Origin of the sequence: Streptomyces sp. NPDC057877 (assembly GCF_042796855.1) — a bacterium.
Taxonomy (GTDB): Bacteria; Actinomycetota; Actinomycetes; order Streptomycetales; family Streptomycetaceae; genus Streptomyces.
Genome location: NZ_JBHVMS010000001.1, coordinates 566054 through 586194, shown reverse-complemented (window position 1 = coordinate 586194; position 20141 = coordinate 566054). Strand labels below are relative to the sequence as shown.

Below are 20141 nucleotides of genomic sequence, written 5' to 3'. Positions count from 1 at the left end.
CCCGACCGTCGGTCACGGCGGGTAGCCTTACGGGGTGACAGGCTCCGACACCCCCTCCGCGTTCCGGCTGGCGTACGTCCCCGGGGCCACCCCCGGCAAGTGGGTGCGGATCTGGCACGAGCGCCTGCCCGACGTCCCCCTCACCCTCATCCAGGTGACGGCCGCCGAGGCCCCCGAGGTGCTGCGCGACGGCGAGGCGGACGCGGGCATCGTCCGGCTCCCCGTGGACCGTACGGTCTTCAGCGCGATCCCCCTCTACACCGAGCTGACCGTCGCCGTGGTCCCCAAGGACCACCTGATCACCGCGGCGGACGAGGTGACCCTCGGTGACCTCGCCGACGAGGTCGTCCTGCACCCCCTCGACGACGTCCTCGGCTGGGAACAGGGACCGCCCGGCGAACCCGCCTTCGAACGCCCCGCCACCACCGCCGACGCCGTCGAGCTGGTCGCCGCGGGCATCGGCGTCCTCTTCGTGCCCCAGTCCCTGGCCCGGCTGCACCACCGCAGGGACCTGACCTACCGCACGGTCGTGGACGCCCCGCAGTCGAGCGTCGCCCTGTCCTGGCCGGAGGCGGCGACCACCGACCTGGTCGAGGACTTCATCGGCATCGTGCGCGGTCGCACGGTCAACAGCACCCGTGGCCGCGCCCAGCCCCAGCCGACGGCCCGCAAGGAGACCCCGGCCCACCGGAAACCGGCGGCGCGCAAGAGCCCGCGTTCCGCCGCCCCGAAGGGCGCCCGCCGGGGCAAACCCCGCCGCCGCTCCTAGGGCCTGTCTGACAATGCCCGTCGTCGCCCGAAGGGCGGCTCAGCCGCGTCACCAACCTGTCCGGACAGCACACCTAGCCCCTCGGCCACCCCGACCCGTCCGACCGGCTCAGCCGGACGCCACCGTGCGCACCAGCCAGTCGTACGCCGCACGCGCGGTGAACTCCGCCTGCCCGCCCCGCAGCAGCAGCCCGGCGGTGGCGAACTCGGGCGCCCCGGCCTGGGCGGCGACGTACGGCACCGCGATGCAGCGCATCCCGGCCGCGTGCGCGGCGGCGGCGCCCGGGGCCGCGTCCTCCACGACCACGCAGTGGGCCGGGTCGACGCCCAGACGGCGGGCCGCCTCCAGGAAGACGTCCGGGGCGGGCTTGCCGTGCGGGACCTCGTCGGCGGACACGACGGTGCGCAACTGGGCGTCCAGCCCCGTGGCGGCCAGCACCGCCGCGATCGCCTCCGGCGACGAACCCGAGGCGACGGCCATCGCAACGCCCTCGGTGTCCAGCAGTTCCACGAACTTGCGCATCTCCGGGTACGCGCGCGTGCCCTCGCCCGCGAGGGCGAGATAGCGGCGGTTCTTGGCGGCCAGCAGTTCCTCCGCCGAGGCGGCGATGCCGTACCGCCGCTTCCAGTCGGAGACCGTCTCGTACGTGCTGATCCCGACGTACCGCTCGTGGTCGGCCCAGGAGAAGTCCACGACGCCGTGCTCGGCGAGGGTCAGCCGTCCCGCTTCGTAGTAGGCGGGCTCGCTGTCCACGAGTGTTCCGTCGAGATCGAAGATGACCGCGAGGTCGCCGAGCTGGTTCATACGGTCATCATGCCAAGCCCGTGACGTCCGGGATCACCTGCCCGCCGTGCGGCCGATCGACTCGACCAGCGGCAGCAGCCGGTGCGGGACGCGTTCGCGCAGGGCGACCTCGGTGCGGGTGCGGACGACGCCGGGCAGGCTGATCAGCTTCTGGATGACGTCCTCCAGGTGGGCGTTGTCGCGGGCGACGACCCGGGTGAGCAGATCGCCGCCGCCGGTGATCGAGAACGCCTCGACGATCTCCGGCACCGCGGCGAGCGCGTCGCCGACGTCGTCCAGATGCCCCTGGGTGACCTCGATGTGCACGAACGCCAGCACCGGGTGCCCGAGGGCGGCGGGGGAGAGCGCCGGGCCGGTGCCGGTGATCACGCCGTCCCGCTCCAGCCGGTCGAGCCGGGCCTGGAGCGTGCCGCGGGCGACGCCGAGGATCCGGGCGTACTCGCGCACGCTGGTGCGCGGCTGCTCCAGCAGCAGCCGCAGGATGCGGGTGTCGAGTTCGTCGACGGTCATGACGCCCGGCCTCCACTGTTGATCTTGTCTGACTGTACCAATGGCTTAGTGACCCGCAGCCCGCCCGAACCGTCCGACGTGGTCCGTTGGCCCGGTGGCGGCCGGTTGGTACCGCTGGTGGCTGTACCAATGGCTCAGTTAGTTCGACGCCACTTGAGCCAGTGGCGTAATTGATGCTGTCATGGGGGTGTCGATGGCGCTGCGGATCCCCGCGGCGCCTTTTTCATGCCGGTTTGATCGAGGGGTGGGATTCAGTGCTGAAGAGGGTGTTCGTGGCTCCGGACCCGGGGCGGACGCGGCTGCGCTTCGCCGCGCGGGCCGTCCTCGGTATCGGGCTGGCCGTGGTGCTGTGCGGCCTCCTCGGGTACTCCCTCGTCGGCGCGGTCACCGGCGGTCTCGCCGCGCTCCTCGCCCTCTTCACGGTCGCCGACGCCACCGTGCGCGGGCAGGCGGTCACCACCGCGCTGCTGCCCGCCGTCGGCCTGCCCGTGCTGACCGCCGCGGCCGGGCTGCACGACTACCCCGTCGCCCGGGACCTGACCTTCCTCGCCGTGGTCGGCGCGGGCGTCTACGCCCGCCGGTGGGGACCGCGCGGGCACAGCCTCGGCGTGTTCGCGTTCATGACCTTCTTCATCGCCCAGTTCCTCCAGGCGACCCCCGGGCAACTGCCCGAGCTGTATGCCGCCGTCGTCCTGTCCGTGCTCGCCGCGGCGGCGGTGCGGTTCGGGCTGTGGTGCTACGAGCGCCGCCTGCCGCCGCCCGCCGCCGTCGCCCCGCCCGAGGGCACCGGGCTGGCCCGTGTCACCACCCGGCAGGCGGTCCAGGCGACCGCGGGCGCGGGCTTCGCCCTGGTCGTCGGGCAGCTGGTGTCCGGGCAGCGCTGGTACTGGGCGGTCGGCGCCACCTGGTGGATCTTCGTCAACACCACCTCGCGCGGCGAGACCCTGGTAAGGGGCTTCCGACGGGTCCTCGGCACGGTGCTCGGCATCGGCGTCGCCCTGCTGGTCGCCGTACCGCTGCACGGGTCGGCCGTCCCCACCGCCCTGCTCATCGCCGTCTGCGTCTTCGGCATCTTCTACACCGCCGCGGTGTCCTACACCTGGATGATGCTCAGCGTCACGCTGCTCGCCAGCCTTCTCTACGGCGCCCTGGACATGCTCACCCCGGGCCTGCTCGCCCTGCGGCTCGCCGAGACCGGGGTCGGGGCGCTGGGCGCCGTGCTCGCGGTGATCTTCGTGCTGCCGGTCACCACCCACGCCGTCACCGACGCCTGGATCCAGCGCGCCCTGCGCTGTGTGCACGCCTGCACGGCCGCGACCGCCGCGCGCCTCGCCGGTGCCGCGCATGCCGACCCGGCGCCGCACGTGGCCGAGCTGGAGCAACTGCTCGCCCGGGTGCGGCTCGCCGTCGCCCCGCTCGTCCATCCGCTCAACCCCATGCGCGGCCGCAAGCGTCGCGCCCGCCGGGTCCTCACGCTGCTCGACGACTGCGCCCGTGAGATCCGTGGCCTGGTCGCCGTCGCGGCCGACCCGGAGGCCTCCCACGACGCCCGCCTGGCCACCGCGTGCTGGCGGGTGGAGGCGGCGGTGGAGGCCCTGGTGGCGGGACGCGCGGAGGCTGTGACCTCGACGACGGCGACGACACCCGGGTACGACGTCGCCGTCCCCGCCCTGGCCCATCTGCACGGCCTGGAGCGCGCCCTCGCGGAACTCGCCGCGCCGTTGCGGGCGCCGTCCGGGTCGCCGTTGGTGGGGGCGTAGGGGCTGGAGGCGAGTCGGCGCACCGCGACGCTCCCCCATTTGGTCTAGACCTGACGTGATCGACTGCTACCGTCAGCCACGGGACGGCACGGACCGAGAGGGGACAGCGGTGGCAGGTGGCGGCAGACGGCGGGCGTTCATCGGGTCGTTCACGGCGGCCGGAGGGCCTGGAGTGGTGGCCGCCGCGGTGGATCCGCGGGACGGCGCGCTGACCGTGGTCGGTGCGGTGGACGGCGTGTCCGATCCGTCCTACCTGACCCTGTCGGCCGACGGGGAGATGCTCTACGCCGTCAGCGAGACCACCGACGGCGCGGTGGCCGCGTACCGCGTCACCAAGGACGTGCCCGAACCCGCCGGGCGCCCGGTCCCGGTGGATGGGAGCGGGCCCACCCACCTCAGCCTGTACGCCGGGCACGTCCTGACCGCCAACTACGGCTCCGGCAGCGTCACCGCCGTGCCGCTGCGCCCCGACGGCACCCTCGCGGACGCCGCCTCCGGTGTGCTCCGGCACCAGGGCTCGGGACCGCACACCCCGCGCCAGCAGCAGCCGCACGCCCACCAGGTGCAGCCCGACCCGAGCGGGCGGTGGGCGGTCAGCGTGGACCTCGGCACCGACTCGGTGCGGGTCTGCACCCTGAAGGACGGCCGCCTCGTACCGCACCGCGAGACCGCCCTGCGCCCCGGCTTCGGCCCCCGGCACCTGGCCTTCCACCCCACCGGCCGCTACGCCTACGTCGTGGGCGAACTCACCCCCGCCGTCACCGTCTGCCGCTGGGACGGCGCCGACGGCACGCTGAAGCCGCTGGCCGAGGCGCAGGTGCTGGCCGCCGCCCCGGCCCAGGACGCCTACCCGTCGGGCGTCGTCGTCGCGCCCGACGGCCGCTTCGTGTGGGTCGCCACCCGCGGCGAGGACGTGCTGTCCGTCTTCGCCGTCGAGGGCGAGTCACTGCGGCTCGTCGGCACCGTGCCCTGCGGCGGCCACTGGCCCCGCGCGCTCACCGAGTCGGACGGCGTCCTCTACGTCGCCAACGAACGCTCCGGCGACGTCACCTGGTTCCACCTCGACACGGCCACCGGACTTCCGGTGCGCGCCGGTTCCGTGGCGGTGCCCGCCGCGTCCTGCGTGGTGGTGGAAGCGGCCGGTACGACGCCGTAGCACGACGTCGGGCCCGCCTCCCCGGGAAGGGGGAGCGGGCCCGTGCGCGTCCATGCGACAGGAGCGGCCTCAGCGCACCGGCGCGCCCTGCGGCTGCTGCGGGGCGATGCCCAGCGCCGTCGTGTACTTGGCCAGCGCGAGCTTGCCGATCGCCGGGTACGGGCCGAGCGCCTCGGACGCGGAGCAGCCCGCCTCCTTCGCGGCCTCCTCGACCAGCGCCGAGTCGATCTCCGGCCCGATCAGATACGGCGCCAGCGCCAGCTGCTGCGACCCCGCGGCCCGCAGCTGCTCGGCGACCGACGTGATCGAACCCTCCTGGTCGAGCGCGGCGGCCATCACCGGCACCGCGAGCCGCGCGGCCAGCAGCATGCCGGTGATCCCGGCCGCCTGCACGGCCTCCTCGCCGCCCACGGAGGCCAGCACGATGCCGTCGGCGGCGGTCGCCACGGTGAACAGCCGGGCCCGGTCGGCACGCGCCAGACCGGCCTCCGACAGCCGCACGTGCAGCGCCTCGGCGAGCAGCGGGTGCGGACCGAGCACATCGGTCAGCTCGGCCGCGACCCGGCTGTCCATCACGGCCTGCCGGATCTGCCGCAGCAGCGCGCCGTCCGGACCGGCCAGCAGCGGCACCACCACGGCGACCGGACCGTCGGGCTCCTTGGCGTCCTCCACCCCGGCCGCGAGCGCCTGCTCATAGCGGGCGGTGCGCTCGTCGGCGGCGTACGCCAGCACCGACTGGAGCGTGGGGAACTCCGCGTCGTCGCCGTCGACGTAACCGATCCGCGCGTCCAGGCCGGGCAGCTCGGAGCGGGCGATGCTCACGATCTCCTCGGCCAGGCCGCGCGTGGCGGCGCTGGGGGTGCCGGGCACCGCGAGGACAAGCGCGGGCGCGCCCTCGGGAGCCGCCAGCGGCTCGGGTCGGCGGTGCCGCCCGGGCTGGCGGGGGCGCGGCATTCGTACAGGCAGGCCGGACGCGGGCCCAGTGGGGGAGCTCATGGCGCCGCATGTTACTTGTTTCCGGGGCTCCCCTGTTCGGGGAGGGTGCAGGTGAGCGGTATCCGTCCGGTTTTGTCTGATGAGTTACTTACGAATCAGAACCGATCGGCCTATTCATCCGCTGATATGAGGCCGTTGCTGCTACGGGATCCATCCCTGACCGGTTCCTGACCGATCCCTGACTCACCCCTGGCCGGTCACCACGCACAGCAAGGTCTCGTCACCCGGCAGAGTGAGCGCGTCGGTTGCCAGGTCCGTCGCGATGCGCACCGAACCCAGCAGCGGATCCCCGTCCGCCGCCACCCGCCGCGCATGCGGCAGCCGCCGGGACAACTCCTCCTCCAGGGGTACGAGGAGAGGGGCGCCCATCTTGAACAGGCCACCCGTGACGGCCACCCGCGGCGCACCCTCCGCCGGGCAGACCGCGGCGGCGGACTCGGCCATGTGCCGGGCTGCCGCGCGCAGGATGGCCCCGGCCACCGGGTCCCGTCCCGCGCACTCGGCCACCCGGGGCGCGAAGGAGGCGAGGACCGCGGGGCGGTCGGGGCGTGGATACAGCTTGCCGGGCAGCCCGGCCACCGGCCCGAACTGCTCCCACGCGCACGCCAGCAGGGCCGCCGAACCGCCGTCCCGGCCGTCGTGCGCCCGCAGCGCGGCCTCCAGACCGGCCCGTCCGATCCACGCCCCGCCGCCGCAGTCGCCCAGCAGATGGCCCCAGCCGTCCGCCCGCCGCCACCTCGTCAGATCCGTGCCGGTCGCGATGAGTCCGGTCCCGGCGGCCACCACGGCGCCCGGCTGCGCCCCCAGGGCACCGGCGTAGGCGGTGACCGCGTCGGCGGCCAGGGCGACCTTGCGGACCCCGAACTCCCGGCCCAGCGCGGCGGGGAGTTCGGCGCGCAGGGCATCCCCCAGTGTGCCGAGACCGGCGGCCCCGATCGCCGCCGTACCCGGCGCCGGGAGCGAGGTCTCCGCGAGCAACGACCGCACCATGGGCACCAGTTGGGTCATGAAGTGCTCCGGGTCGATGCCCCGTGCCCCGGTCCGCACCGGTTCCGCGGACTCCCGCCGCCCGAGCACCCCGCCGCCCACGGTCCCCACCACCACGCGGAGCCCGGAGCCGCCCGAGTCCACGGCGAGGACGGCCCCCGAGCCCTCCCCGCCGTGTCCGGTCACGGCAGTCGCCAGTCCACCGGCTGGCCCCCCTGTCTGATCAGCAGGTCGTTGGCGCGGCTGAACGGACGGGAGCCGAAGAAGCCGCGGTCGGCCGACATGGGGGAGGGGTGGGCGGACTCCACGGACGGCAGCTCGCCGAGCAGCGGACGGCAGTTCCGGGCGTCACGGCCCCACAGGACCGACACCAAGGGCTTGCCGCGCGCGGCCAGCGCCCGTATCGCCTGCTCCGTGACCTCCTCCCAGCCCTTGCCGCGGTGCGCGCCCGGCTTGCGCGGAGCCGTGGTGAGCGCCCTGTTGAGCAGCAGCACGCCCTGCTCGGTCCAGGGCGTCAGATCGCCGCTGGACGGCTGGGGCAGCCCCAGGTCGGTGTTCAGCTCGCGGAAGATGTTGAGGAGACTGCCGGGCAGCGGACGCACCTCGGGCGCGACCGAGAACGACAGTCCTACCGCATGCCCCGGCGTCGGATACGGGTCCTGACCGACGATCAGGACCCGTACGTCGTCGAAGGGTTGCTGGAAGGCGCGCAGGACGTTCGGTCCGGCCGGAAGATAGGTGCGTCCCGCGGCGATCTCCGCGCGCAGGAAGCCGCCCATCTCGGCGATCTTCCCGGCGACGGGTTCCAAGGCCTTCGCCCAGCCCGGTTCGACGATTTCATGCAACGGTCGTGGTGCCACGGCGTCACCCTACTGCCGTACGGGCGGCGGACTTCAACCGGTGGCCGGGACCCGTCGGCCGGGCACGGCTCATCCGAGGACCGCCGCGCGCACGCACAGCACGTCCGGCAGATGGGCGGCCAACTGCCGCCAGCTGTCGCCGTCGTCGGCCGAGGCGAACACCTCGCCGTTGCGGTTGCCGAAGTAGACGCCCGCCGGGTCGGCGCCGTCCGTGCACATCGCGTCGCGCAGCACCGTGCCGTAGTGGTCGCCCTGGGGCAGGCCCGCCGTCAGGGGCTCCCAGGTCTTGCCCGCGTCGGCGGTGCGGAACACCCGGCAGCGCCGCCCGGCGGGCACCCGGTCGGAGTCGGCGTTGATCGGGAAGACATAGGCGGTGTCGCCGCGGCGCGGATGGGCGGCCACCGCGAAACCGAAGGTGGACGGCAGGCCCTCGCCGATGTCCGTCCAGTGCGCGCCCGCGTCGTCGCTGCGGTACACCCCCCAGTGGTTCTGCAGATACAGCCGGTCCGGGGTCACCGCGTCCTGGGCGATCTTGTGCACGCACTGCCCGAACTCGGGATGGGGATCGGGCAGGAACACCGCGGAGACACCGGAGTTGGAGGGTTTCCAGCTGGCGCCGCCGTCCAGGGTGCGGAAGACACCGGCCGTCGAGACCGCCACCGTGACCGCGCGCGGGTCCCGCTCGTCGGTGAGGACGGTGTGCAGGCCCTCCCCGCCGCCGCCCGGCACCCACTGCGACCGGGTGGGGTGCTCCCACAGCGGGCGGACCAGTTCGAAGGACTCGCCGCGGTCCTCGGAGCGGTACAGCGCGGCGGGCTCGGTGCCCGCGTACACCACGTCCGGCTCGGCGGCGGCCGGGTGCAGCTGCCACACGCGCTCCAGTGAGGCCTCCGTGTCCTGCGGGAACTTGACGGCGGGCTGGGCCGGTTCGGTCCAGGTGCGGCCCAGGTCGTCGGAGTGGAACACGGACGGGCCCCAGTGCGCGCTGTCGCCCCCGGCCAGCAGCCGCGGGGTGGCGCCCCGGGTGTCGATGGCGACCGAGTACACGGCCTGTGCGTTGAAGTACGGACTCTCGTCGAACTCCCAGGAACCTCCGGCACCTCCGCTCCGGCGCCCGATGAACAGGCCTTTGCGCGTGCCCACGGCGAGCAGTACTTCGGTCATGCCGATCACCTCCGCGACGTCTTCGTCTCAGTCACGGGCCAGTCTGCACCCCACCACTGACAGTCACCCCTCCAACGGCCGCGCCGCAGGTCAGCGCGGTGTCCCCGCAGTCGCGGGGAGTCGCGGAGCGGTCGCCGGTGGTCAGTTCCGGTCACTGTCCGCCCAAGGTCCGGGCGCCTGGCACCGTCGGGCCCGAGGGGCTCGTCCTGAGCAGTGAGGGGCCGTCCGCCGTATGGAGAGGTGGTCGGGGATGTTCGTGCGCTCACGAGGAGGAAGCCTTCGATGGCGTTCCGTGGTCCGCGGGTTGCGAGGGTGTGGCTGTGGCGCTGGCGGCGCAGTCCGCTGCGGCGCCGTGCCGATGTCGTGGAGGGCTGGGTACTGCTCGGTGCCTGGCTGCTCAGCCTCCTCGTCGGGGTGCTCGCCGGTCTGACCGCGGCCCACTCCGTCGAACGGCAGCTCGACCGGGAACGCGCCGAGTGGCGCCCCACGGCCGCGCACCTCGCCGAGCGCGCGCCCGGTGACCGGCGCGTGGGGTCGACGCGGGAGCGCGTGTGGTCCGAGGTGCGCTGGCAGGGGCCGGACGGCGCCGAGCACTCGGGTCACGCCCGGGTACGGCCGGGCAGCCCCGCGGGCAGCCCGGTCACCGTGTGGACGGACCGGCGGGGCCACCTGGTCACCGAGCCCGCCACCGAGTCCGAGGCCCGGCTGAACTCCTCCGTCATCGGCGGCCTCGCGGGCCTCGGCGCGGCGGCGGTCCCCTTCCTGGCGGGCGGGGCCGTGCGGTGCCGCCTGGAGCGGCGGCGGCTGGAGCAGTGGGACGCGGACTGGGCACGCTTCGACGCGTTGCGGGGGCGGCGGACGGGGTGAGGGGGGCGGCAGACGGGGTGAGGGGGGCGGCAGACGGGGTGGGTGAGGGGGGCGGCCCTGCGCGCCTGAAGGAGCGGCTCCCCCTGAGACGCGCCCCGAAAGCGTAACTCCGCCCCGAGACGCGCCCCGGAAGGAGCAACTCCGCCCCGAGACGCACCCTGGAAGGAAGCAGCCTTGCCCGGAAGCGTGCCCTGGGAGGAAGCAGCCTCGCCCCGAAAGGCGCCCCGCACCTCTGAAGAAGCGGCCCCGCCCCGAGACGCACGCGCCCCGCCCGGCCCCCCGGCGCGTCAGCCGCGCACCGGCAGCGCCCGCCCCAGAATCGCCCCCACGTCCGCGGCGTCGGGCAGCGTGCCGAACGCGTGCCCCCAGTCGCCGCCCAGCCGGGTCGCGCAGAAGGCGTCGGCTACGGCGGGCGGGGCGTGCCGGACCAGGAGGGAGGCCTGGAGGGTGAGGGCCATCTGCTCGACCAGGCGGCGCGCACCGGCCTCGGACGCCCCGGTCAGCGCGTCCTTGAGGCGGGTCACGGCCGCGTCCAGCCGGGCGTCCGCGCCCCGCGCGAGGGCCAGCTCGGCGAACAGGGCCTCGGCGGTGGTCGGTTCGCGGCCCAGCGCCCGCAGTACGTCCAGGGCGTTGACGTTCCCCGAGCCCTCCCAGATCGACAGCAGCGGAGCCTCCCGGTAGTGCCGGGGCATGCCGGACTCCTCGACGTAGCCGTTGCCGCCCAGGCACTCCAGGGCCTCCGCGGTGAACGCCGGGCCCCGCTTGGTCACCCAGTACTTGCCCACGGCGGTGGCGATCCGCCGGAACGCCCGCTCGCCGTCGTCCCCGCGCACCGCCCGGTCCGCGGCGCCAGCCAGCCGCAGGGCGAGGGTGGTCGCGGCCTCCGACTCCAGCGCGAGGTCGGCCAGGACGTTGCGCATCAGCGGCTGGTCGGCGAGGGGCGCCCCGAACGCGGCGCGGTGCCGCGCGTGGTGCCCCGCCTCGACGAGGGTCTTGCGCATCAGCGTCGCCGACGCCATCACACAGTCCAGCCGGGTGCAGTTGACCATCTCGATGATGGTCTTGACGCCCTGCCCCTCCGGGCCGACCAGCCAGGCCACCGTGGAGTCGAACTCGGGCTCCGAGGAGGCGTTGGACCGGTTGCCCAGCTTGTCCTTCAGCCGCTGGACGCGGAAGGTGTTGCGCCCGCCGTCGGGCAGCACGCGCGGCACCAGGAAGCAGGAGAGCCCGCCCGGTGCCTGCGCGAGCACCAGGAACACGTCGCACATCGGCGCCGACGTGAACCACTTGTGCCCGCGCAGCGTGTACACCCCCGGCTCGGCGGTGGGCGTGGCCGTCGTCGTGTTGGTCCGGACGTCCGAGCCGCCCTGCTTCTCGGTCATCCCCATGCCCGCCAGCAGCCCACGCTTCTCGGCCGGGACACGCAGTCCGGGGTCGTACTCCCGGCTCGTCAGCAGCGGCTCGTAGACCTTCGCCAGCTCCGGCTCGCGGCGCAGCACGGGAACCGCGGCGTACGTCATCGACGTGGGGCAGCCGTGGCCCGCCTCGGTGTGCCCCCACACCAGACCGCCCGCCGTGCGCGCCACGTGGGCGCCGGGACGGTCCTCCGCCCAGGGGGCGCCCGCCAGGCCCTCGGCGACCGCGACCGCCATCAGCTGGTGCCAGCTCGGGTGGAAGTCGACCTCGTCGACGCGGTGGCCGTAGCGGTCGTGGGTGCGCAGCACCGGCTCGTGCCGGTTGGCCAGCTCACCCCACTCCTGCGCCTCGGCGCTCCCCGCGCGCAGGCCGATCCGCCGGACGCCCTCCTCGGCCCACCCGGCACCCTCCCGGCGCAGCCCCTCCAGCAGGGCGGCGTCGTCCGAGGCGTCGTAGGGGGCCAGGGGACGGGGCTGGTTGGTGACGTCATGGGTGGCGGTCATGCCGACATGTTGCATCTCCGCTGCGGTCGTAGCAATAGTGCAACAACAAGGAGATGCGTACGGCAGGAGGTGCGTACAGTACGTGGCCATGCCTCCCCACGTGTCCGAGCCGCGGGCCCGCGCTCTGCGTCCGCTGTCCGCGCGGTCGGTGGTGCTGAGCCTGCTGCTCGGCGCGCACCCGCCCGAGTTGCCGGTGCGTGATCTGGTGCGGGCGGTGGAGCCCTTCGGGGTGGGCGCCTCCACGCTGCGCGCCGCGCTCAGCCGGATGGTGGCCGGCGGTGACCTGCGGCGCACCGACGCCGTCTACCGGCTCAGCGACCGGCTGCTGGAGCGCCAGCGCCGCCAGGACGACGCCGTACGGCCCCGCACGCGCGCGTGGGACGGCGACTGGGAGATGGTCGTCGTCACGTCGACGGGACGCGGCCCCGCCGAACGCGCCGAGCTGCGCGCCCGGCTCGCCGCCCTGCGCCTGGCCGAACTGCGGGAGGGCGTCTGGCTGCGGCCCGCCAACCTGGACCGCCCGCTGCCGGGCGACCTGGAGCGGGTGGCCGAGTTCTGTACGACCCGGCCCGCGCGGGACGCGCGCGAGCTGGCCGCGGCCCTGTGGCCGCTGGACACATGGGCGTCCGCCGCCCGCGCCCTGCTGACGGAGGCCGCGGTCGCCGGGGCGGACCGTCCGGCCGCCCGGCTGACCGCCTTCGCGGCCCTCGTACGCCATCTGCTCGCCGACCCCGTACTGCCGGACGAACTCCTCCCGGCCGACTGGCCGGGCCCGGCCCTGCGGGACGCCTACGGCGGCTACCAGCGGGAGGTGGCCCGGGCGGTGGCGGGCGGCCGGGCAGGATGAGGCGGCCGTACGGAGTGCCGTGCGCGGGCACCACGTACGGCCGCCCTCACCGTGGGGGGTTCAGCGGAGGCTCACCGGTAGGTGATGTCCGAGCTGCTGTAGAGGCAGTTGGTGCTGTCGGGTCCGGTGCCCACGGCCGTGTTGTTGTTGTACTTCTGGCAGGGGACGACCTTGCGGCTCGCGTCGTTGAGGATGGTGATGCCGCGCAGGGTCGCCACGTCGTTGCGGTTGACGTTGATGCCGACGATCCGCGCGGTGGACCCGGTGCCGGTCACCTCGATGGTGTTGAGGTTGACCTTGCGCGTGTACGACGTGGAGCAGTCGCCGCAGGAGCGGTAGAGGGTCTTGAACTCCTGCACCGCGAAGTTGGAGATGTTCGCGGTGCCGCCGCCGTTGTGCTGGAAGACCTTGTCGGCGGCCTTCTTGGCGCCGCCGCCGCGCACGGTGTAGACGGCGCTCGTGCCGCCCCGGAAGGTCGCGGCGTCCTCGCCGACGTCCTCCCACCAGACGTTCTCCAGCGTGCAGCTGCCCATGCAGTGGATGCCGTCGGCACCGGGGTAGCCGATGACCACGTTCCGGAGGGTGGCGCCGTCCGCGAGCTGGAAGATGGGTGGCTGGCCCTCCTCCTGGCCGCCGGAGGCCAGGTCGCCGCTGCCGTAGTAGCGGACCATTCCGCCGTCCCGGACGCCGGAGACGGAGATGGTGGAGGTCACCGCCTGACTGCCGCTGGGCGTCGGCCAGGTGGCGGCGTTCGCCGGAGTGGCTCCGGTGGTCATGATCATGCCAATCGACAGGCCGAGTGTGGCCAGGCCGCCGGTCAGTGCGCGCCCCCGGGCACGCGTTCGTGTCGCGGTCATGTCCCGAGTCCTTCTCTCTTCGTGGGGGGCCTTCGTGGGGGGTTTCGGTCGTGCGGGTGCGTGCGAGGTGTGTGTGACTTGGAGCGGATAGCGGAACAGCGCTCACTTGGATCGGATAGCGGAACAGCGATCACATATGTGATCGATGGGTCCGTATACCCGCCCTCGCTACACCCAGACGGGTCACATCGCTGAACGGAACGTAGAGGGCAAGCGCTTTCTAGTCAACGCCTCGCGCAGAGCGCGTCCGGATGTCCGGCGCCGTGGCCCAAAGTGCGTGGGAGCGCTTCCATGGCGGCCATGTGCATGCCACCATGCCTGATGCTCCCTCAGCGATGCCCCAGTGATGCCGTCATGAAGGGACCACCCCGTGCCCGCCCTCACCCCCCACCCCGCGCGCCGCCCCCGCCGTCCGGCGCTCATCGCGCTCCTCGCGGCGCTGCTGCCCCTGCTCGCGACGCTGCTGGCCACCGCGCCGCCGACAGCCGCCCGCGCGCAGGCCCCCACCGCCCAGCTCACCGAGATCACCGGCTTCGGCAGCAACCCGAGCAACCTCCAGATGTACCTGTACGTCCCCGACACCGTGACCGAGCACCCGGCGGTCCTCGTCGCCGTCCACTACTGCACCGGTTCCGGCCCGGCGATGCACTCCGGCACCGAGTACGCCTCGCTGGCCGACCGCTACGGCTTCATCGTCGTCTACCCGTCCGTCACCCGCGCGAGCAAGTGCTTCGACGTCTCCTCGCCGCAGGCGCTGCGCCGTGACGGTGGCAGCGACCCGGTCGGCATCAGGTCCATGGTCGACTGGGTGACCCGGACCTACGACGCCGACCCCGACCGGGTCTTCGCCACCGGGATTTCCTCCGGCGCGATGATGACCAATGTGCTGCTGGGCGTCTACCCGGACGTGTTCGCGGCGGGCGCCGCCTTCGCGGGCGTGCCGTTCGGCTGCTTCGCCACCACGGACGGCTCCGAGTGGAACAGCGCGTGCGCGAACGGCACCGTGACCCGCACCCCGCAGCAGTGGGGCGACCTGGTCCGCGCCGCCTACCCCGGCTACACCGGCCCCCGGCCGCGGATGCAGCTGTGGCACGGCACCGAGGACGACGTCCTGCGCTACCCGAACTTCGGCGAGGAGATCGACCAGTGGACCGACGTGCTCGGCGTCGGCCGGACCTCCGCCGCCACCGACTCGCCCGCCGCGGGCTGGACCCGCACCCGCTACGGCGGCACCGGTGACCGGGCCCCCGTCGAGGCCATCAGCCTTCAGGGCGTCGGCCACAACCTCTACACCTGGGGCATGGCCGACCGCGTCCTGACCTTCTTCGGCCTGGACGGTGACGGCCCGGCACCCCAGCCCCAGCCGGGCGGCTGCCGGGTGACCGCCACCACCAACGCCTGGAACACGGGCCTGACCGCCTCCCTGACCCTCACCAACACCGGTACCGCCCCCGTGCAGGGCTGGCGGCTCGGCTTCACCCTGCCCAGCGGCCAGACCATCACCGGCGGCTGGGGCGCCACCTACGCGCCCGCCTCCGGGGCGGTCACGGCGTCCAACGCCTCGTACAACGGCACGATCGCGCCGGGCGCGAGCGTGAGCGTCGGCTACCAGGCGAACCACGGCGGCAACAGCGCGGCCCCGGCCGCCTTCACCCTGAACGGCACCGCCTGCGCCGTCCGCTGAGCGGCGTGGCACCGCCTGCGCCGTCTGCTGTCCGTCACCGCCCGCGCCGTCCGCTGACCGGCACCCGCCCGGCTCCGGACCTACTTGTCACTTCGTACGCGGATGACGACCCGCATCCCGGGGCACTCGGCCTCCACCAGAGTGATCTGCCGGGAGGTGTGGGGAGTCATGACAGCACAGAAGACGTCGTCCGGCCTTCCGCAGCCGCTGCGCGGCGCGGTGTCGGTGCTGGGCCGGGTGCCCGGTGCCGGGCTCGTGGGCAGGGTGGCCGAGTCCACCCTGAACACGGTCGGGTCCGTGTCGCCGCGCGGTCGACGGGTGGCCGTGTACACCGGGGCCGGGGTGCTGGGCGTCGCTGGGATCGTGGAGTGGCCGGTCGCCGTGACCGGGGCGGCCGTCGCCTGGCTCACCCAGCCCAAGCCGAGCCACGACAAGGACGGGAACGTGGCCGCAGACCAGGGCACCGCGCCCCGCAACGTGCCGAAGCCGTCCGAGGTGGCCGCGTCCGTCCACGGGCCGATGACAACCGCGGCCCCCGCGCGGAAGACGGCCCCGGACACGCCGTCCGGGAAACTGGAGTCCGCCAGGCACGCGCCCGACGAGAACCGCGTCCGGCACGGCATCGGCACCGGAAGCTGAGGGAGCACCATGCCACTGGCTCTGCTGACGGGCCCCTCGTCGGGTGTCTCCGGGGTACTGCTCGCCGGTCCCCGGCTGCTCGCGCGCGGTGCCGCGCCCGCGGTCGGCGCGGCGGCGGGCGCGGTGGCCGGGACCGCGCGGGCCGGGGTGCGCGGCGCCGACGCCGTGGTCCGGGTGACGCGCGTCGGGCGCAACGCGCTGCCGGGCGGTGGCCCCAACTGGCGCTCCGGCCGCCGGGCGCACCTCGCGCTGCGGCCCGCCGAGGGGGAGAAGGTGCGCCGCGCGGGCGGACTGGAGCGTGCCGCGCACCGGGTGGCCGCCACCCTGGCCGAGCGGCCGGACGTCGCCTACGCCTACTGGGACGGCGGACTGGCCCGGCTCGTGGTCGCCGCGACCGAGGACGCCCTGACCGACCGCGTGGTGGACAAGGCCACCGCCCTGGCCGAGCGGCACGGACTCGGCCCCGAGGACGAGGTGGTGGAGGAGTTCGCGCATCCGGGCGACCCGGCCGGGGTGCGCACCGCCGCCGCGGCCCTCGCCGCCGACGCGGCCGGGGTCGTCGCCGCGGTCACCGCGTCCGCGCTGCGGTTGCCGCCGTTGCCGCGGCACGTGACGGCCCTGGTGACCCTCCTGCGCGAGAACCCCCGCTTCCGCGGCTGGCTGCGCGCCCGGCTCGGCCGCTCCCGCATGGACCTCTTCCTCGCCGCCGCGAACGCGGCCACGCACGGCGCCGGTCAGACCCCCGTCGCGCTGCTGCTCGACGGCACCCTGCGCGGCTTCCAGCTCTCGGACACGGTCGCGCGGGCCGCCGCCTTCGACGCCGTACACGATCAGCTGTGTGTGCCGGGGCGGCCCGACGTGGCCGTGGACCGCTGTCCGCGCCCGCCGCTGCGCACCTCTCCGGCGCAGGAGTACGCCGCTCACGCGTCCGCCGGGAGTGTGCTGGGCGCCGCCGCGACCCTGCTGGTCAAGCATGATGCGGCGGAGGCGTCCGAGGCGGTGCTCGCCGGGTCGCCGAAGGCCGCGCGCTACGGGCCCGCCGCCTTCCACGCCGCCCTGGGTACCGCGCTCGCCCGGACCGGGGTGCTGGTGCGGGACACCGACCGGCTGCGGCAGCTGGAGAGCGCCGAGACCCTGGTGCTGCACCCCAGCGCCCTGCACACCCCCGACGAGGGCGTGGATCCCTGGGCGGAGGCCGTGCTGGACGCGGCGCGCCGCGCCGGGCTACGGGTCGTGGTGATGGAGGATCCGGCGCTCGGCGACTTCACCGCCCTCGCGGACCATGTCGTCGGCGGTGACCGGCCGCTGGCCGACGTCGTGCACCGGCTGCGCGACCGGGGCGGGGTCGTCACCGTCGCCCGGCCGCGCTCGGCCGACGACGAGGCACTGCTGACCGGGCTGCTCGGCGGTGATGTGGCCGTCGCGCTCGCCGACCAGGACGCCGCGGTCGTCTGGGGCGCGGACGTGGTCGCCCCGCACGGCCTGCCGGACCTGTGGCGACTGCTCGCCGCGGTGCCCGCCGCCCGCGCGGTCGGCAGCCGCTCGCAGACCCTGGCCCGGTCCGGCGCCGCCCTGTCCGGCCTCCTGGTGGCCGTCGGGGAGTCGCGCGGCAAGCGCCGCCCGCTGCTGCCAGGACTGCGCCATCTGCCCGTCGACGTGGCCGCCGCGGTGGCCCTGCTTAGCGGCGCCCGGGCCGCCCTCGGGGTGGCGACCGCGCGCGCCCCGCACCCCCGGCCGCGCGTCGCCTGGCACGCCCTGCCGCCGAGCGAGGTCAGATCGCGGCTGGAGCGGATGCGGGAGGCCGCGCCCGCCCCGCTGGAACAGGCGGCCTCACGCGTGCGCAAGGCGGTCGATACCGCCGCCAAGGTCCCCGCGCTCGCCCCGGTCCGCTGGACCGCGCAGCTCGCGCGTGCCGTACGCGGCGAACTCGACGATCCGCTCACGCCCGTCCTCGCGGTCGGCTCGGCCGCGTCGGCGATCCTCGGCTCCTTCGTGGACGCGCTGCTGGTCGTCGGCGCCCTCGATCTGAACGCCCTGGTGGGCGGGGTGCAGCGGCTGCGCGCGGAGCGGGCGCTGTCCGGACTGGTCGCCGAGCAGAAGCAGAAGGCCCGGGTCGCGGACGGCGAGCGGGAGGGTCCCGCGCACACCGTGGACGCCGCCCGGCTGCATCCCGGGGACGTGATCGAGCTGAAGGGCGACGACGTCGTCCCCGCCGACGCGCGCCTGTTGTGGGAGGACGGCCTGGAGGTCGACGAGTCGGCGCTGACCGGCGAGTCCCTGCCGGTGGACAAGCAGACCGACCCGACCCCGCGCGCCCCGGTCGCCGACCGCCGCTGCATGGTGTTCGAGGGCACGACCGTGGTGGCCGGGCACGCCCGCGCCGTCGTCGTGGAGACCGGGGAACGCACCGAGGCCGCCCGCGCCGTCCACCTGGCCGCCCGTACCCCGCCCGCCGCCGGAGTGCAGGCCCGCCTCCAGGAACTCACCCGCAAGGCACTGCCGTTGACCTTCGCGGGCGGCGCCGCGGTGACCGGCCTGGCGCTGCTGCGCGGCACCCCCATCCGGGACGCGGTCAGCGGCGGCGTCGCGGTGGCCGTGGCCGCCGTGCCCGAGGGTCTGCCGCTGGTGGCCACGGTGGCGCAGCTCGCCGCCGCCCGTCGGCTGAGCAGCCGGGGTGTGCTGGTGCGCGCCCCGCGCACGCTGGAGGCGCTCGGCCGGATGGACACGCTCTGCTTCGACAAGACCGGCACTCTCACCGAGAACAAGCTGCGCCTGGTCCGGGTGACCGACGCCGACGGCACCGTACGCAAGCCCGACGAGGCCCGCGAGGGCGCCACCCTGCGCACCGCGGTGCGCGCGTGCCCGCAGCTCAACGGCGGCTCCGACAAGCCCGTCCACGCCACCGACGAGGCCGTCCTCGACGCCGCCGGACGCGACGACCCGGGCTGGACCCAGACCGAGGGCCGCCCCTTCGAGGCGGGCCGTGGCTACGCCGCCGCGGTGGGCCGCAGTGAGGACGGCGACCGCGTCCTGGTGGCCAAGGGCGCGCCGGAGGTCATCCTGCCCGCCTGTGCCGGGCTGCCCGAGCACGCTTCCGAGACCGCCCATGACCTCGCCGCCGACGGGCTGCGGGTGCTCGCGGTCGCGCGCCGGGTGCTGACCGGCGCCGAGCAGGACGCGGACGTCCTCGAAGCGCCCCTGGGCGAGCTGGAGTTCACCGGACTGCTGGCCCTGGCCGACGTGGCGCGCGACACGTCCACCGCCCTGGTGAGCGGCCTGCGCGAGGCGGGCGTACGGCCGGTCATGCTGACCGGCGACCATCCGCAGACCGCCCGCGCCATCGCCGTCGAGCTGGGCTGGCCCGACGACACCGCCGTGGTCACCGGCGACGAACTCGCCGCAGCCGACCGCTCGGAGCGGTCCCGGATGCTGCACGGCGTCGACGTCGTCGCCCGGGTGGCACCCGAGCAGAAGCTCCAGGTCGTCGAGGCCCTGATGGACGCGGGCCGCGTGGTCGGCATGGTCGGCGACGGCGCCAACGACGCCGCCGCCATCCGCGCCGCCGACATAGGCGTGGGCATCAGCGCCCGGGGCTCGGCCGCCGCCCGCAACGCCGCGGACCTGGTGCTGACCAGCGACGACCTGACCGTCCTCGTCGAGGCGATCGCCGAGGGGCGGGCCCTGTGGCACAGCGTCGCCGACGCGGTCGCGATCCTGATCGGCGGCAACGCGGGCGAGATCGGCTTCGGCGTCGTCGGCACCCTGCTCGCCGGGTCGGCGCCGCTGTCCACCCGCCAGATGCTGCTGGTGAACCTGTTCACGGACCTGTTCCCGGCGATGGCGGTGGCGGTCACCCCACAACGGCAGCCGGAACAGGAGGAGTCGGCCGTGGAGGCGGCGGGCAGCGAGCCGCTGGGCAACGAACTGCTCGGCGAGCCGCTGATGCGGCAGATCCGCGACCGGGCCCTGACGACATGTCTGGGCGCCGTGACCGCCTGGCTGATCGGCCGGTTCACCCCGGGCACGGCCCGCCGGTCCACGACCATGGCGCTGTGCGGTGTCGTCGGCACCCAACTGGCCCAGACCCTGGCCGACCGCCGCGACAGCCCCCTGGTCCGCGCCACGTCCCTCGGCTCTGCCGCCGCCCTGGTCGCGCTGATCCAGACCCCGGGCCTCAGCCAGGCCTTCGGCTGCACCCCGCTCGGTCCGGTCGCCTGGGCCGGGGTGGCCGCGGCCATCGCCGTCGCGGTGACGGGCCAGCGGGCCCTGCCCCGGCTGGAGCGGGCGGTCGGTACCTTGCGTCGTACGGTCTAGACGGACCG

16 protein-coding genes are annotated in these 20141 nt (G+C 74.7%); 8 read left to right on the top strand and 8 right to left on the bottom strand.

The features are described 5' to 3' along the window. Positions 1 to 34: 34 nt before the first annotated feature. Positions 35 to 769 (top strand): LysR family substrate-binding domain-containing protein, encoded by a 735-nt coding sequence (locus ACFVQG_RS02540; protein WP_383375942.1) that lies wholly within the window; start codon positions 35 to 37, stop codon positions 767 to 769. 108 nt (positions 770 to 877) lie between these two features. On the opposite strand, the gene ACFVQG_RS02535 is transcribed toward ACFVQG_RS02540, so the two are convergent. Both ACFVQG_RS02535 and ACFVQG_RS02530 read right to left on the bottom strand, forming a co-directional pair. After that, a complete protein-coding gene (locus tag ACFVQG_RS02535) occupies positions 878 to 1573 on the bottom strand; it encodes an HAD family hydrolase (protein ID WP_383375940.1) in 696 nt (231 codons plus the stop codon). Between the two features lie 33 nt (positions 1574 to 1606). Beyond that, entirely contained in the window at positions 1607 to 2083 is a 477-nt protein-coding gene (locus ACFVQG_RS02530) for an Lrp/AsnC family transcriptional regulator (RefSeq protein ID WP_383375938.1), read from the bottom strand. 254 nt (positions 2084 to 2337) lie between these two features. On the opposite strand from ACFVQG_RS02530, the gene ACFVQG_RS02525 reads away from it, so the two are divergent. Both ACFVQG_RS02525 and ACFVQG_RS02520 read left to right on the top strand, forming a co-directional pair. After that, on the top strand, positions 2338 to 3843 hold the full coding sequence (locus ACFVQG_RS02525; protein WP_383375936.1) for an FUSC family protein: 1506 nt from the start codon (positions 2338 to 2340) through the stop codon (positions 3841 to 3843). Between the two features lie 109 nt (positions 3844 to 3952). Beyond that, a complete protein-coding gene (locus ACFVQG_RS02520; RefSeq protein ID WP_383375934.1) occupies positions 3953 to 4999 on the top strand; it encodes a lactonase family protein in 1047 nt (348 codons plus the stop codon). A 69-nt stretch (positions 5000 to 5068) separates the two neighbouring features. Here ACFVQG_RS02520 and ACFVQG_RS02515 read toward each other — a convergent pair whose 3' ends face one another. From ACFVQG_RS02515 to ACFVQG_RS02500, 4 genes are all read right to left on the bottom strand, one after another. Then, positions 5069 to 5995 carry a sirohydrochlorin chelatase gene (locus ACFVQG_RS02515; RefSeq protein WP_383375932.1) on the bottom strand — a complete coding sequence of 309 codons (927 nt, stop codon included), beginning with the start codon at positions 5993 to 5995 and terminating at the stop codon, positions 5069 to 5071. A 183-nt stretch (positions 5996 to 6178) separates the two neighbouring features. Then, complete coding sequence (locus tag ACFVQG_RS02510; protein ID WP_383375930.1) at positions 6179 to 7168, bottom strand: N-acetylglucosamine kinase; 990 nt, start codon at positions 7166 to 7168, stop codon at positions 6179 to 6181. After that, complete coding sequence (locus tag ACFVQG_RS02505) at positions 7165 to 7842, bottom strand: uracil-DNA glycosylase (protein WP_383375928.1); 678 nt, start codon at positions 7840 to 7842, stop codon at positions 7165 to 7167. The genes ACFVQG_RS02510 and ACFVQG_RS02505 overlap by 4 nt, the downstream gene beginning before the upstream one ends. A 69-nt stretch (positions 7843 to 7911) precedes the next feature. Next, positions 7912 to 9006 (bottom strand): WD40/YVTN/BNR-like repeat-containing protein, encoded by a 1095-nt coding sequence (locus tag ACFVQG_RS02500; protein WP_383375926.1) that lies wholly within the window; start codon positions 9004 to 9006, stop codon positions 7912 to 7914. A 282-nt stretch (positions 9007 to 9288) separates the two neighbouring features. On the opposite strand from ACFVQG_RS02500, the gene ACFVQG_RS02495 reads away from it, so the two are divergent. Further along, on the top strand, positions 9289 to 9873 hold the full coding sequence (locus ACFVQG_RS02495) for a hypothetical protein (RefSeq protein WP_383375924.1): 585 nt from the start codon (positions 9289 to 9291) through the stop codon (positions 9871 to 9873). A gap of 287 nt (positions 9874 to 10160) precedes the next feature. Here ACFVQG_RS02495 and ACFVQG_RS02490 read toward each other — a convergent pair whose 3' ends face one another. After that, positions 10161 to 11792, bottom strand: a complete 1632-nt coding sequence (locus ACFVQG_RS02490; RefSeq protein ID WP_383375922.1) for an acyl-CoA dehydrogenase family protein — start codon at positions 11790 to 11792, stop codon at positions 10161 to 10163. Positions 11793 to 11880: 88 nt separating this feature from the next. On the opposite strand from ACFVQG_RS02490, the gene ACFVQG_RS02485 reads away from it, so the two are divergent. Continuing rightward, positions 11881 to 12639, top strand: coding sequence for a PaaX family transcriptional regulator C-terminal domain-containing protein (locus ACFVQG_RS02485; RefSeq protein ID WP_383375920.1), 759 nt, complete (start codon positions 11881 to 11883; stop codon positions 12637 to 12639). Positions 12640 to 12710: 71 nt separating this feature from the next. On the opposite strand, the gene ACFVQG_RS02480 is transcribed toward ACFVQG_RS02485, so the two are convergent. After that, positions 12711 to 13496, bottom strand: coding sequence for a pectate lyase (locus tag ACFVQG_RS02480; protein WP_383375918.1), 786 nt, complete (start codon positions 13494 to 13496; stop codon positions 12711 to 12713). A gap of 370 nt (positions 13497 to 13866) precedes the next feature. Between ACFVQG_RS02480 and ACFVQG_RS02475 the strand changes: the two genes are divergently transcribed. The 3 genes from ACFVQG_RS02475 to ACFVQG_RS02465 all read left to right on the top strand — a co-directional run bounded on the left by ACFVQG_RS02475 (position 13867) and on the right by ACFVQG_RS02465 (position 20133). Then, complete coding sequence (locus ACFVQG_RS02475) at positions 13867 to 15180, top strand: PHB depolymerase family esterase (RefSeq protein ID WP_383375916.1); 1314 nt, start codon at positions 13867 to 13869, stop codon at positions 15178 to 15180. A gap of 168 nt (positions 15181 to 15348) precedes the next feature. After that, positions 15349 to 15819, top strand: a complete 471-nt coding sequence (locus tag ACFVQG_RS02470; protein WP_383375914.1) for a hypothetical protein — start codon at positions 15349 to 15351, stop codon at positions 15817 to 15819. Between the two features lie 9 nt (positions 15820 to 15828). Next, positions 15829 to 20133: an HAD-IC family P-type ATPase gene (locus ACFVQG_RS02465; protein ID WP_383375912.1), complete on the top strand. Its 4305-nt coding sequence runs from the start codon at positions 15829 to 15831 to the stop codon at positions 20131 to 20133. The last annotated feature ends 8 nt before the right edge of the window (positions 20134 to 20141 follow it).